The sequence below is a fragment of the Pseudomonas nicosulfuronedens genome (genome assembly GCF_005877905.1).
GTDB classification, from domain to species: Bacteria; Pseudomonadota; Gammaproteobacteria; order Pseudomonadales; family Pseudomonadaceae; genus Pseudomonas; species Pseudomonas nicosulfuronedens.
Genome location: NZ_SWDV01000002.1, coordinates 260760 through 274572 on the forward strand (window position 1 = coordinate 260760; position 13813 = coordinate 274572).

General features: G+C 66.3%; 13 protein-coding genes. 2 read left to right on the forward strand and 11 right to left on the reverse strand.

Annotation, left to right across the window (positions count from 1 at the left end):
* Positions 1 to 25: 25 nt before the first annotated feature.
* Positions 26 to 994, forward strand: coding sequence for an AraC family transcriptional regulator (locus tag FAS41_RS03390; RefSeq protein WP_138520243.1), 969 nt, complete (start codon positions 26 to 28; stop codon positions 992 to 994).
* 39 nt (positions 995 to 1033) lie between these two features.
* On the opposite strand, the gene FAS41_RS03395 is transcribed toward FAS41_RS03390, so the two are convergent.
* The 10 genes from FAS41_RS03395 to FAS41_RS03440 all read right to left on the reverse strand — a co-directional run bounded on the left by FAS41_RS03395 (position 1034) and on the right by FAS41_RS03440 (position 11979).
* A complete protein-coding gene (locus FAS41_RS03395; RefSeq protein WP_138520244.1) occupies positions 1034 to 1336 on the reverse strand; it encodes a LasR-specific antiactivator QslA in 303 nt (100 codons plus the stop codon).
* 823 nt (positions 1337 to 2159) lie between these two features.
* Positions 2160 to 2609: a hypothetical protein gene (locus tag FAS41_RS03400; protein ID WP_138520245.1), complete on the reverse strand. Its 450-nt coding sequence runs from the start codon at positions 2607 to 2609 to the stop codon at positions 2160 to 2162.
* Between the two features lie 208 nt (positions 2610 to 2817).
* Entirely contained in the window at positions 2818 to 4152 is a 1335-nt protein-coding gene (gene aauR, locus FAS41_RS03405) for a two-component response regulator AauR (RefSeq protein ID WP_138520246.1), read from the reverse strand.
* Positions 4149 to 6041 (reverse strand): sensor histidine kinase, encoded by a 1893-nt coding sequence (locus tag FAS41_RS03410; RefSeq protein WP_138520333.1) that lies wholly within the window; start codon positions 6039 to 6041, stop codon positions 4149 to 4151. The genes aauR and FAS41_RS03410 overlap by 4 nt, the downstream gene beginning before the upstream one ends.
* Positions 6042 to 6121: 80 nt before the next feature.
* Complete coding sequence (ggt, locus tag FAS41_RS03415; RefSeq protein WP_138520247.1) at positions 6122 to 7795, reverse strand: gamma-glutamyltransferase; 1674 nt, start codon at positions 7793 to 7795, stop codon at positions 6122 to 6124.
* Positions 7796 to 7880: 85 nt separating this feature from the next.
* The gene (locus FAS41_RS03420; protein WP_017521680.1) at positions 7881 to 8615 is read right to left on the reverse strand and encodes an amino acid ABC transporter ATP-binding protein; all 735 of its coding nucleotides are present in this window, start codon (positions 8613 to 8615) and stop codon (positions 7881 to 7883) included.
* Complete coding sequence (locus FAS41_RS03425; RefSeq protein WP_138520248.1) at positions 8612 to 9280, reverse strand: amino acid ABC transporter permease; 669 nt, start codon at positions 9278 to 9280, stop codon at positions 8612 to 8614. The genes FAS41_RS03420 and FAS41_RS03425 overlap by 4 nt, the downstream gene beginning before the upstream one ends.
* A complete protein-coding gene (locus FAS41_RS03430; protein WP_138520249.1) occupies positions 9277 to 10023 on the reverse strand; it encodes an amino acid ABC transporter permease in 747 nt (248 codons plus the stop codon). Before FAS41_RS03430 ends, FAS41_RS03425 begins: the two co-directional genes overlap by 4 nt.
* Positions 10024 to 10217: 194 nt before the next feature.
* Positions 10218 to 11126: a glutamate/aspartate ABC transporter substrate-binding protein gene (locus FAS41_RS03435; protein ID WP_065084484.1), complete on the reverse strand. Its 909-nt coding sequence runs from the start codon at positions 11124 to 11126 to the stop codon at positions 10218 to 10220.
* A 238-nt stretch (positions 11127 to 11364) separates the two neighbouring features.
* A complete protein-coding gene (locus FAS41_RS03440) occupies positions 11365 to 11979 on the reverse strand; it encodes a phosphatase PAP2 family protein (RefSeq protein WP_138520250.1) in 615 nt (204 codons plus the stop codon).
* A gap of 159 nt (positions 11980 to 12138) precedes the next feature.
* Here FAS41_RS03440 and FAS41_RS03445 point away from each other — a divergent pair, with 159 nt between their 5' ends.
* Entirely contained in the window at positions 12139 to 12732 is a 594-nt protein-coding gene (locus FAS41_RS03445; protein WP_171049428.1) for a hypothetical protein, read from the forward strand.
* Here the strand turns inward: FAS41_RS03445 and ada are convergent.
* Positions 12676 to 13764 (reverse strand): bifunctional DNA-binding transcriptional regulator/O6-methylguanine-DNA methyltransferase Ada, encoded by a 1089-nt coding sequence (gene ada / locus FAS41_RS03450; protein WP_138520251.1) that lies wholly within the window; start codon positions 13762 to 13764, stop codon positions 12676 to 12678. The two genes, FAS41_RS03445 and ada, sit on opposite strands and share 57 nt — an antisense overlap.
* Between the last annotated feature and the right edge of the window lie 49 nt (positions 13765 to 13813).

Sequence of the window (13813 nt, forward strand, 5' to 3'; positions counted from 1 at the left end):
AGACGGCCGGACCAGTCTCAAGGCCATGAACGCTCCTACCGCCATTCCGGACCTGACCGACGCCTGGGCCTCCACCGATCCCCTGGGGGAGGCGCTGCATTTCCTGCGCATGAGCGGCACCTTCTATTGCCGCTCCGAGTTCAGCGCGCCCTGGGGGCTGGACCTGCCGGCTATGCCGCAGTGCCTGATGTTCCATGTGCTGACCGTCGGCGAGTGCTGGCTGGAAGCCGAGGGCGACGAGCCGCGCAGGCTGGCGCCAGGCGACCTGGTGCTGGTGCCCCATGGTGAGGGCCACCGGCTGGTGAGCGCGCCGGGCGAGACGGCGGCCAGCTTGTTCGACCTGCCACGCGCCTACGCCAGCGACCGCTACGAAGTGCTGCGTCAGGGCGGAGGAGGGGAGCCGACGGCGATGATCTGTGGTGCGGTGCGCTTCGACCATCCCGCCGCGTTGCAGCTGGTGCGCCTGCTGCCGCGCGTGCTGGCGGCGCAGGTGCGCGACCCCGGCCAGCGCGACTGGCTGATGAGCACCCTGCACTTGATGGAAAGCGAGGCGCGGGCCATGCGCCCCGGCGGCGAAACGGTGATCACCCGGCTGGCCGACATCCTGGTGATCCAGGCGATCCGCGCCTGGATCGAGCAGGACCCGGCTGCCCAGACCGGTTGGCTCGGCGCCTTGCAGGATCGACAGTTGGGCCGGGCGCTGAGCCTGATCCACCGTGACCCGGCGCAGGACTGGAGCCTGGTTTCCCTGGCCGGCGCGGCGGCCATGTCGCGCTCGGCCTTCGCGGCGCGTTTTGCCGAGAAGGTCGGCATGCCGGCCATGCACTACGTCACCCGTTGGCGCATGCATGTGGCGCTGAGCTGGCTGCAGGAGCGGGAGATCGCCGTGGCCGAACTGGCCGAGCGCCTGGGCTACCAGTCCGAGGCGGCGTTCAGCCGGGCGTTCAAGCGCTGTATCGGGGTGTCACCAGGAAGCGTGCGGCGCTCTTTGTAGGAGCGCGCCATGCGCGCGATAGCGGGCATGGCCGCGCTATCAGGCTTCCAGCAAGCCGCTTTCGTTGGCCATCAGCCGCTGCTGCAGGCGCCAGAGGAAGGCCGCTTCGTAAGCCAGACTCTCCATGCCACTGGGCAGCTCGGCCCGACCAATCTGCAGGGCAATCCACAGGTTGGTCTTGTGCCGTTCGCTAAACCAACGCTCGACTCGCTGGACGGCGGCATCCGCAGCGCCTTGGCAGTTTTCCGGCCAGTCGAGGGCGAGGCCCGGTTGGCCATCGGCGGGAAGGACATGAACCAGAAACGCATCGGGCGTATCGGAGGCGCGCAATTGTCGACCCATGACGAACTCCTTGCCCGCCGTGCTTCAGCCAAGCGGACATCGTTTGAGGGAATGGCCAGGAAATCGCCGGGCAAGATCGCCCGGCGATCTGCCGCAAGCTTCAGCGGAACGCCAGCAGGGGGAGGAGTGCGAGCGGTGCCAAAGGCCGGCGAATGGACTCTCTCGATAGAAGGATGTCGTGGGGTATTCGTGGGTGGTGCGCGGGGGTAAAAGCGGGGTAATGCATTGTGCTTCTCCTACATTGATGAGTCGCCTTTCTCCTTATCCGTCTCACGGGAAAGGGTGGCGAACCGTGCAAGGGTGAGACCCGGAAATGTAGGCAACCGGCCGGGCCGAAGCCCGCCTCGCACGGTCCGCCATAGACAAGCCACAGCGGAGCGGAAGCGCCAACATTTTCGAGCCGGGGTCTCACGCCCAGGTCACGACAACCGTCGCGACCGGGAGACCTTACCGACGGCCTTGCAGGCGCAGCAATGCGCGATGCTACCGGTAATTCCGATGCCCGTGCAGGACAGCTCTCGGGTACGCCGTCGCATTTTCGTAGGAAGGAATAACCGTCTGAGGAACGCGGCTCGTGGTGACTTCAGACTCGTAGGGCGCATAACGCGCCAGCGTTATCCGCCGCAGCGCATCGGCGGATAACCTGTTCCAGGTTATGCGCCCTACGTTCAGGCTGGCGGCGGCCAGGGGGACGAGCCCGCACCTACAGGCTTGCCTTGATTACGGCGTTCTTCGTAGGACCGAGGGGGCGCCTAGCCCTTGCTCGCGAACTGCACGGCACGATGGTCTGTGCGGGAGGTGGTCGGTTCCGGGAAGCGCCCGATCAGAGCTGGATATCGTCGCGGATCAGCACGCAGGTGCAGCCGTCGTCGTCTTCGCGCCAGTCGTGGAGGAAGTACATCTGGATCTTGCCGCCATCCATCACCGCCAGGTAGTCGCCGACTTCCGGGACAAAGAAACCCGAGGTGCCGGGTTCGGCTTCGCACTCGATGCGCACGCTGAAGAACAGCGCCGGGTCGGCGTCATCGAAGAAGTCTTCGCGCTCGGCGGCGTCCCACTCCACAGGGGCCTCGAAGGGGCCGAGGAAGAGGACCTTGGCATCACCCATGTCCAGTTCTTCGGCGTCCGGGTCATTGTCGTCCGGACGGTAGACGGTGGCGTCCAGCGCGCTGCTGTCGGCGAGGATGGCGCGGCGCGCGGCCATGCGTTGCTGTGGATCGACGCCGGCGTCGGCGCAGAGCTGGTTCCAGAGGGTTTCGGCTTGGGTGGACATGATGGCTCCCGCTCGTGCGGCCGGTTCAAAGGGCAATAGTGTCGGGGACACTTCACTCCGGATCAATGGGGCGCTGCGTCACGCGATGTTCTTCGTGTAGGAGCGAGCTTGCTCGCGAACGCTTTCAGCCGGGCATCACGGTATCAGACGGGTTCGCGAGCAAGGACTGGGCGTCCCCCTCGGTCCTACGAAAAGCCAAGTGCGCCGATCACTCGCCCTTGAGGCCGTACTTCTTCACCTTGTCGAACAGTGTGGTCTTGGCCATGCCCAGTGCGTGCGCGGCCTGGCTGAGGTTGCCGGCGTGGCGCTCCAGGGCGGTGGACAGCAGGCTCCTCTCGAAGGCTTCCACGGCTTCGGCGAAGCGCGGCTCGCCGGCGTCCGGGCCGAGGTTGCCGCCGGCCAGCACCGGCAGGCCGAGGGCGAAGCGTTCGGCGACGTTGCGCAGCTCGCGCACGTTGCCCGGCCAGTCGTGGGCCATCAGGGTGGCGGCGGTGGCGTTGTCGATGGCCGGCGCCGGGCGGTCGAAGCGCAGCGAGGATTGCTGCAGGAAGTGCTCGAAGAGCATCAGGATGTCTTCGCGGCGCTCGCGCAGCGGCGGCAGGTTCAGGGTGATGACGTTGAGCCGGTAGTAGAGGTCGCTGCGGAAAGTGCCTTCACGGCCCATGACGGCGAGGTCGGACTTGGTCGCGGCGATCACCCGGCAGTCCACGCGGATCAGTTCGTTGGAACCCAGGCGTTCCAGCTGCTGTTCCTGCAGCACGCGCAGCAGCTTGATCTGCAGATTCAGCGGCATGCTCTCGATCTCGTCGAGGAACAGGCTGCCGCCGTCGGCGTGCTCGATCTTGCCGATCCGGCGCTTGCCGGCGCCGGTGAAGGCGTGGGCCTCGTGGCCGAATATTTCGCTGTCGATCAGGCTTTCCGGCAGGCCGCCGCAGTTGAGCGCGACAAAGGGTTTGGGCTGGCGCCGGCTGGAGTCGTGCAGGCAGCGCGCGACCAGTTCCTTGCCGGTGCCGGTCTCGCCTTCGATGAGTACGTTGGCGGAGGTGTCGGCGACGTTGGCGATCAGCTCGCGCAGCGCCTGCATGGCCGGCGAACGGCCGATCAGCCGGCTCTCCAGGGCCTGCTTGCCGGCGAGCTGGCGACGCAGCTGGCTGACTTCGCGGGTCAGGGCGCGCTGGGCGAGGGCGCGGCGCGCGGTGTCCACCAACTTCTCGGGGGAGAAGGGCTTCTCCATGAAGTCGTAGGCGCCGTCGCGCATGGCCTTGACCGCCATGGCGATGTCACCGTGGCCGGTGATCAGCACCACCGGCAGGCTGGGGTCGCGCTCCTTGAGTTTCTCCAGCAGTTGCAGGCCGTCCATACCGGGCATGCGGATGTCGCTGACGACGATGCCGGGGAAGTCGGCGCCGACTTTCTTCAGCGCTTCCTCGGCGCTGCCTACGCTGTCGGTCTCGATGTCCTCCAGGGCCAGCGCTTGCTGGCAACCGAGGCGCACGTGGGGATCGTCCTCGACGATCAGGACGCGCAGGGATGAGTCGCTCATGCGGGTGTCTCCATGGCGGGCAGCAGCGGCAGGTGCAGTTCGAAGGCGGTGCCGCCGGCCTCCGGATAGGCCACGCTCAGGCTGCCGCCGGCGGCGGTGGCGAGGCTGGCCGAAAGGGTCAGGCCCAGGCCCAGGCCGAGTTCGCCGGGCTTGGTGGTGAAAAAGGGTTCGAACAGGTGCTGGCGCGCATCCTGCGGGATGCCGGGGCCGTTGTCGCGGACCACCAGGCGGTAGTGCCCGTCACCTTCGCTGCGGCCTTCCAGCCAGAGCTGGCGGTCGAGCTGCGGGCCCATGGCGTCGAGGGCGTTGGCGATCAGGTTGACCAGGATCTGTTCCAGGCGCGTCTGGTCGATGGCCAGCTGTGCGTCGGGGTAGTCGCGGTGCAGGGCCACCGGTACTTCGGAGAGTCTCCCCTGCAGGACCATCACGGCAGCGTCTACCGCCTTGCTCAGCGTCGCCTGGCCATGGTCGTCGGCGCGCCGGGCGAAGGCGCGCAGGCTGGCGGTGATGCGGCCCATGCGATCGACCATCTCGGCGATGGCTTCGAGGTTGCTGCTGGCGACATCGAGCTTGCCGCGCTCGAGGAAGCGCACGCTGTTGCTCGACAGGGTGCGCAGCGCCGCCAGCGGCTGGTTGAGTTCGTGGGCGATGCTGGTGGACATCTGTCCGATCACCGCCAGCTTGCTGGCCTGCACCAGGCGGTCCTGGGCCTTGCGCAGGGTGTCCTCGGCCTGGCGGCGCTCGCGGATCTGCTCGCGCAGGTGCTGGTTGCTGGCACGCAGGTCGGCGGTGCGCTCGGCGATGCGCCGCTCCAGGGCGTTGTTGGCCTGCTCCAGTGCCTCGCGGGCGGCGAGGCGGGTGGCGATGACCTTGCGCCGTTCGTTCCAGGCGATCAGCAGGAAGGCGAACAGGGCGAAGCCGACGGCGGCCAGCACGCCGTGCATCAGCGCTTCGCGGCGCAGGTCGGCCAGCGGGGTGAGCAGGGTGAAGTTCCATGGCGTGTCGCTGAGCTGGCGCGTCTGCATCAGGTAGCTGAGCGGCTTGTGGCTGCCGGCGTGCTCGCCGGGCGGGAAGCTGATTTCCTCGACGCCGTCGCCCAGCGGATGGCGCGACAGCGGCTGCCACTCGTTGAGTGCCCACCAGTAGTACTGCAGGCTGCGGGCAAGGCGCTCCTTGTCCTGGTCGCTGAGCGGGCGCACGGCCTTCAGGCGCAGGGTCGGGTCGCTGGAGAGGATGATGATGCCGTTCTCGTCACTGACGAAGGCTTGCAGGCGCGCCTTCTCCCAGCGCTCCTCGAGGGATTCCATGCGCACCTTGACCACCGCCACGCCGACGATCTTGCCGCCGTGGACCAGGCCGTGGGCGAGGTAGTAGCCGGGCTCGCCGGTGGTGCTGCCGATGCCATAGAAGCGGCCGGGGCGGCCGTTCACCGCTTCCTGGAAATAGGCCCGGAACGAGAGGTCTTCGCCCAGGTAGCTGTCGGCATCCTGCCAGTTGCTGGTGGCCAGCACGCGGCCGGAGGTGTCCAGCAGGTACACGGCGCGGCTGCCGGCGCGGCGGTTGAGGCCTTCCAGGTAATGGTTGACGCGGTCGCGGTGCAGCGGTGTCGGGTCCACCAGCAGGCGGCTGACGCTGCCTTCGAGTTCCAGCAGGCTGGGCAGGTAGGTGTAGCGGCTGATCTCGCTCTCCACGCCACGGGCGTGCAGTTCGAGCTGGCGTTCGCCGGTCTCGATCAGGGTGCGGGTACCGGCGCCTTCGCTGATCAGGTAGCCGCCGTAGCCGAAGCCCAGGGTGAGCAGGAGCAGCAGGAAGGGCAACAGGTAGTTGCGCACGAGGCGTGGCTTCACGGTGAGCGGCGGCGGCAATGGGCTGGAAGCGCATTGCAGCACAGACGCCGAGGCCGAGCCAGCCCAACGCCGGGGGGCGGCGATGGACTGGCTCGGGTACCACACGGTGCGTCCGCCGGGGCTTAGGGCTTGACCACCAGCCCGACGCCGCGGCCGCGCGGATCGGAGGCGGTTTCCAGGGCCTTGCCGTTCACACGGATGGCCTGGATGTCACCCATGTTCCAGCCCTGGTCTTCCAGGGTGTAGCCCATGGCTTTGAGCTCGTCGGCAACCTTGCCGGTGAGCGGCGCGTAAGCGTCGTAGTAAATGGTGTCCTTGGGCAGCAACTGGTGATGCACGCGCTGCGCGGCCACGGCCTTCTCCAGGGGCAGGTGGAAGTCGTAGACGTTGTTCAGCACCTGGAAGATCGAGGTGAAGATCCGCGAGCCGCCGGGGGTGCCCAGTACCAGGCTGACATGGCCATCGCGGGTGACGATGCTCGGGCTCATGGAGGAGAGCATGCGCTTGCCCGGTTCGATGGCGTTGGCGTCGCTGCCCACCACGCCGAAGGCGTTGGCCACGCCCGGCTTGGAGCTGAAGTCGTCCATCTCGTCGTTGAGCAGGAAGCCCGCGCCCTTGACCACCACGCCACTGCCGAAGTCCCAGTTGAGGGTGTAGGTGTTGCTGACGGCGTTGCCGTCCTTGTCGACGATGGAGAAGTGCGTGGTCTGGTGCGGCTCCAGGCCTGGGCGGACTTTCTCGGTGGGCGAGATGGCGTCCGGGTTCACTTCCTTGGCGCGCTTGGCGATGTACTTGGGATCGGTGAGTTGCTGCACCGGCACCTTGGAGAACGCCGGGTCGCCCAGGTAGTCGGCGCGGTCGGCGAACACGCGCTTCTCGATCTCCGAGAGCAGGTGGATGTACTTCGCGGAGTTCAGCTCCACGCCCTTGAAGTCGGCGGCGCGCTGTTCCTTGATGCCGATCAGCTGGGCCAGGGCGATGCCGCCCGAGCTGGGCAGCGGCGCGGTGTAGAGGGTGTTGCCCTGCCAGTCGATGCGCATGGGTTCGCGCCACTGGGCCTTGTAGTCGACCAGGTCGTCGGCGGTGATCAGCCCGCCATCCGCCTTCATCTGCGCGATCAGCAGCTTGGCGGTCTCGCCCTTGTAGAAGTCGTCCGGGCCCTTGTCGGCGATACGCTCCAGGGTCTTGGCCAGTTCCGGCTGCTTGAAGGTCTCGCCCGGCTTCATGGTGCCGAAGTAGTCGCCGAAGTTGGTCTTGCCGTTGAACAGCGCGATGGCGTCCTGGCGATACTGGTACTGCTGGTCGGCGACGCGGAAGCCGCTCTGCGCGTAGCCGATGGCCGGGGTCAGCAGCTCGCTCCACTTCAGCTTGCCGAAGCGCTTGTGGGCTTCCCACAGGCCCATCACGGTACCCGGTACGCCGGCGGCCTTGGCGCCGACCAGGCTGAGGTTCTCGATCACCTCGCCCTTCTCGTTCAGGTACATGGTCTTGGTCGCCGCCTTCGGCGCGATCTCGCGGTAGTCGAGGAAGTACGGCTTGCCGTCGACGTACAGGGTCATGAAGCCGCCGCCGCCGATGTTGCCGGCTTCGGGGTAGGTGACCGCGAGGGTGAAGGCGGTGGCGACCGCTGCGTCGACGGCGTTGCCGCCTTTCTTGAGGATTTCGGCGGCGACTTTCGCGCCGTACTGGTCGGGGGAGGCGACCGCGCCGCCGTCGAGGGTGACGGCGAACACCGACGAACTCGCCGCGAGGATCGCGACGCCCAGGGGCAGCTTGCTGAATTGGAACACGCGCATGGAACTTCCTTATTTATTCTTGTGCTTGCGGTGAGGGTGAATGCCCCGGCGAACCGGGGCATTCGGGTAAATCAGAGCGGGCGGATCAGTGCGGCAGGATCTTGGCGAGGAACTGCTGGGTGCGCTCGGCGCGGTTCTGCAGGTCGCCGAAGAATTCCTCCTTCGGGCAGTCCTCGACGATCTGCCCGCGGTCCATGAAGATCACCCGGTCGGCGACCTTGCGCGCGAAGCCCATCTCGTGGGTCACGCACATCATGGTCATGCCTTCGTGGGCGAGCTGGACCATCACGTCGAGCACCTCGTTGACCATCTCCGGGTCGAGCGCCGAGGTCGGTTCGTCGAACAGCATGACGATCGGGTCCATGGCCAACGCGCGGGCGATCGCCACGCGCTGCTGCTGGCCGCCGGAGAGCTGGCCGGGATGCTTGTGCGCATGGGCCTTGAGGCCGACGCGGTCGAGCAGCTTCATGCCCTTGTCCATCGCCTCTTCCTTGCTTCGTCCCAGCACCTTGCGCTGGGCGATGGTGAGGTTCTCGGTGATGGTCAGGTGCGGGAACAGCTCGAAGTGCTGGAACACCATGCCAACGCGCGAGCGCAGTTTCGGCAGGTCGGTCTTGGGGTTGGCGATGGAGGTGCCGTCGACGGTGATGTCGCCCTTCTGGAAGGGTTCCAGCGCGTTGACGCACTTGATCAGGGTCGACTTGCCCGAGCCGGACGGCCCGCAGACCACCACCACTTCACCCTTGGACACCTTGGTGTTGCAGTCGGTAAGCACCTGGAAGTCGCCATACCACTTGCTGACGTTATCGATGGAGATCATACGGTTAACCTTTTCTGCAGGCGCTTCACACCGAAGGACGCGGCGAAGCTGATGACGAAGTAGACGAGTCCGGCGAAGATCAGGAACTCATGGGGCTGGCCGATGATGTCGCCACGGGAACGGGCGGCGTTGAGGAAGTCCATCAGGCCCACCGAGTACACCAGCGAGGTGTCCTGGAACAGGATGATGCTCTGCTGCAGCAGCAGCGGGGTCATCTTGCGGAACGCCTGGGGCAGGATGATCAGGCGCATGGACTGGCCGTAGGTCATGCCCAGCGCGTAGGACGCGCCGATCTGGCCCTTGGGGATGGCCTGGATGCCGGCGCGGACGATCTCGCAGTAGTAGGCCGCCTCGAACATCATGAAGGCCACCAGGCACGAGGTGAACGCGCCCACGGGGGTGTCCTGGCCGGTGATCCAGCGCAGGATGAACGGCACCGCGAAGTAGAACCAGGTGATCACCAGCAGCAGCGGGATCGAGCGGAAGTAGTTCACGTAGAAGCCGGCGATGTTCGACAGCAGCTTGCTGTTGGACAGCCGCATCAGCGCGAGGATGGTGCCGAGCACCACGCCGCCCAGCACACCCAGCACCATCAGTTGCAGGGTGGTGAGCATGCCTTCCCAGAGGCCGGGGAGGGCGGGGACGATCTGGCTGAAATCCATCATTTACCTCCCACGGAGATCAGGCCCGGCACGGCGACTTTCTTCTCGACCATGCGCATGATCAGCATCAGGCTCATGTTCAGGGTGAAGTAGATCGCGGTGGCAAGGGTGAAGGCCTCGAACAGGTTGGCGCTGAATTCGGCGGTCTGCTTGGTCTGCGCCAGCAGCTCCATGAGGCCGATCAGCGAGGCCACCGAGGAGTTCTTGAAGACGTTGAGGAATTCCGAGGTCAGCGGCGGAATGATGATCCGGAACGCTTGCGGCAACAGCACGTGCCGATAGATCGACGGCAGGCGGAAGCCTACGGCGCTGGCGGCGGCAAGTTGCCCCTTGGGCAGCGCCTGGATACCGGTGCGCACCTGTTCGCAGACCCGCGCGGCGGTGAACAGGCCCAGGCACACGACGACGCTGATGAAGGCCGAGGTTTCCGGGGCGATGCCCAGCTTGAACCAGTCCTGGATCGGCTGCGGCAGGTAGTCCGGCACGAAGAAGTACCAGAGGAACAGCTGCACCAGCAGCGGCACGTTGCGGAACAGCTCCACGTAGGCCGTGGCGATGCCCGACAACCAACGGTTGGGCAGGGTGCGCATCACGCCCAGCAGCGAGCCGAGGGCCAGGGCGATGACCCAGGCCGCGAGCGAGACGGCGATGGTCCAGCCCAGGCCGGTGATGTACCAGTCCAGGTAGCGTTCGTCGCCGATCCCGGTGGACTTGAAGAACACGCCCCAGTCCCAGTTGTAATCCATGACGGGTTTCCCCTCGATTGCTTTGCACGGTGGCTTGGTACGGTACGAGGCCGGACGCGGGCGCAAGGTCGCCCGCCACCCGCGGGTAGCGGGTGTTCCGGCATCGTCATCAGGAAGTGTGGGCCAGGAGCGCATGGCTTGCGCTCCCGATCCCCCGCGTGGCTACGCCTTGTGGGCGCCGCCGCGCGCGACCGTTACATCTGCTCGGCAGACTTGTCGGTCGGATTGGCGATCAGCTTCTTGAGCTCATCACTCATCGGGAAGTTGAGGTTCAGGTTCTTCGGCGGGATGGGCTGCATGAACCACTTGTCGTAGATCTTGTTGACCTCACCCGAGGCGAAGGTGTCGGAGATGGCCTTGTCGACCACCTTCTTGAACGGTGCGTCGCCCTTGCGAACCATGCACGCGTAGATCTCGTAGGACTGCGGCTTGCCGACCACATGCCAGTCGTCCGGCTTCTTGGCCTTGGCCATTTCGCCGTAGAGCAGCGCGTCGTCCATCATGAAGGCCACGGCGCGGCCGGACTCGAGCATCAGGAAGGACTCGCCGTGGTCCTTGGCCGAGATGATGTTCATGCCCATCTTCTGGTCGGCGTTCATCTGCTTGAGCAGGCGCTCGGAGGTGGTGCCGGCGGTGGTCACCACGTTCTTGCCCTTGAGGTCCGGGAAGTCGTTGATGCCCGAGCTGGTCTTGGTCAGCAGGCGGGTGCCGACCTCGAAGATGCCGACCGAGAAGTCGACCTGCTTCTGGCGCTCGAGGTTGTTGGTGGTGGAGCCGCACTCGATGTCCACGGTGCCGTTCTGCACCAGCGGGATACGGGTCTGGGAGGTCACCAGGTTGTAGCGGACCTTCAGGTCGGGTGCGTTCAGCTCTTTCTTCAGGGCTTCGACGACCTTGATCTGCAGGTCGTGGGAATAACCTTCAGGCTGGCGCGGGTCGCTGCCGAGGTAGGAGAAGGGGATGGAGGCGTCACGGTGGCCGAGAACGATAGTGCCGGAGTCCTTGATCTTCTTCAGGGTACCGGTCAGTTCTTCGGCGACGACGGGAGTGGCGAGCAGGGCCGCGACAATGGCGACGCCCAACGCACGGGGTGCGAAACGCATGGAGACTACCTCGACTGGTTGTGTTTGTTATTCAGTCCTGCGCCGACGAGGCTCACTCCAGGCCGGTCGCATGTTCGAGGTGGAGCAGAGCAGGCTCCGTGCCAAGGCCTTTTATTTTTCGTAACTAATTGAATTTAAAGGACTAAATTATTTTTCCTGGCGGTGGCGCGGTGGCATCTTGTTCGGCCATCCGGATATTCCAGAAATTGTCGTTCGGAAATCCGAACGAATCTCCCGCTCAGACGTCCGGCTGGCCGGCCCACTGGCCACGTTGATAAGGCTGGTCGCGGTCGGCCAGGTGCGCGGCGATACGCTCAAGCAACTGGTGCGTCGGGGCGCGCACGCCGGTGACCGCCTGGCCTAGCCCCAGCGCGACGACCAGCAGCAGGAGGGCGGGCTGGAAGGCTGGCAGGCTGACGCGCGTCGCGCCGAGGAAGGCCGCGCTGGTGCCCAGGCCCAAAGCCAGGCCAGCATAGACCTCGGCCGGCGAATGCACGTTGATCGCCAGCCGCGAGAGGCCCACCAGCACGGCAACCGCCGCCGCCAGCGCTGCAGAGGCGAGGCTGGCGCGCCGCGAGGTAAAGAGTTGCGCGGCCAGGGTCGGCAGCACCGCGCCGGCCATCATGCTGTGGCCGGAGATGCCGGTGAAGTTCAGGTTCGGAATCCCGATTCCCCAGCCCATGAAGGCCAGCTTCGAACCCACCACCAGCGCGGTCGAGAATCCGAACAGCACCGCCCAGAGCCCGGCCTTGGCGGTCTCGCGGCGGTACAGCAGCCAGCAGAAGACGAACACGGCGGCCGGCGCCAGCAGGGAGCTGTCGCCGAGGCGGGTGATCAGGGGCCAGAAGGTCATGGGGCGTCGGACAGAGGAATGAAGGCTGGCAACGGTAGCACAGGCCGGTGTCGTCACTGGGCGCCAGGCGACGGGATGTGAGCCTGCGCTCTTCCGCCCGCTTGGCCCCTCGCCGGTCCTGGCCCAGAATGTCGCCTTCAGCTCAAAGGAATGCACAGCATGGAAATGGAAAACCCCTACCGCGCCCCTGAAGCCCCGCTGGTCGAAGCGCGTGCCGGCGCCGAGCAGGCCAGGCCGTTCTTCGTCATCTCCCTCACCAAGATGGTCGTGCTCTACGTGGCGACGCTGGGGCTGTTCAACCTGTACTGGATGTACAAGCACTGGTCGATCCAGAAACCGCACATGCCCGGCAAGATCAATCCGCCGCTGCGCAGCCTGTTCATGATCTTCTATATCCACTCCCTTGCCCTGCGCGTGCACGAAGCCTTGCCCGAGGTGCAGCGCAAAGGCTGGAGCTACAGCAGCGACGCCACCTGGGCGGTGGTGCTGCTGATCGTTTCCAATGTCGCCGACAAGCTGACCAGTCGCATTCCCGAGCTCAGCCATTACAGCCTGCCGTTCATCGTGCTGGGTCTTGTGCCGCTGATTCCGTTGACGAACATCCAGCGTCGCGCCAACGAGGCCAGCGGCGATCCACAGGGCCAGGGAAATGCTTCATTGACCCGCTACAACGTGCCCTTCCTGATCCTCGGCGGCCTACTCTGGGTGCTGATCCTGATTGGCTCGGTGGCGGAGTTCGCGGGCGTCGCCTGAGCCGCCCTCGCGCCGCAGCAGTTCGCGCTTGCGCGGTAAGCCCCAGCGATATCCGCCCTCGCCGCTACCGCCGACCACGCGGTGGCAGGGCACCAGCAGGCCGATGGGGTTGCTGGCGCAGGCGCGGGCGATGGCGCGCGGGTGCGTGCCCAGTTCCTCCGCCAGCTCGCCATAGCGCCGCGTTTCGCCGCTGGGGATGCGCGTGAGGGCCCGCCAGACGCGAAGCTGGAAGGCGCTGCCGTGCAGGTCCAGCGGCAGGTGCGCGGCCTGCTCGGGCTCTTCCAGCTGGGTGATCACCTCGCGTAGCCAGTCGCCCAGTCCGTCGTCGTCGCGGGTGCGCTCGGCGGCGGCGAAGCGCTCGGCCAACTGGCGCTCCAGTTCGCCGGCATCGTCGGCGAAGAGCAGCGCGCACACGCCTTTATCAGTGGCCGCCAGCAGGACCAGCCCGAGCGGGCAGGGGGCGATGGCGTAGCGCAGGTGCTCGCCGGCTCCCTTCTGCCGACGTTGCGCCGGGCTCAGCGGTGTGGCGCTTTCATACAGGGCGCGGGTACCGGAATAGCCGGCCTCCAGCGCGGCATCGAGCACCGAGCGCGATTGTGGCAGGGCGGCAGCCAAGCGTTGCTCACGGCGGGATTCCGCCCAGGCCCGCGGCGTGAGGCCCGTGCGGGCCTTGAAGGCTCGGGCCAGGTGCGAGGCGGACAGACCGATGCGCCCGGCCAGCTCCTCCAGCGTCAGTGGCTTTTCCGCCTGGTCGAGCAATTCGCAAGCGGCGACGACCAGTGCATCGAGCTGTTCGCGCGGGCTGGGACCGCGCGGCGAGCAGCGTTTGCACGGACGGAAGCCGGCGGCTTCGGCGGCTTCGGGCGCGGCATGGAAGGTCACGTTCTCCCGTGATGGCCGGCGCGCCGGGCAGTTCGGCCGGCAGTAGACGCCCGTGGAGCGCACGCTGAAGACGAAACGCCCCTCATAGCGCTCATCGCGCTCGCAGACCGCCTGCCAGCAGCGCTCGGGGTCAAGTCGGGTAGTGGTCATGGCCGCTCTCCGGGGCAATGGCTGTTGGGGAGATTGTCCGTCCCGACAT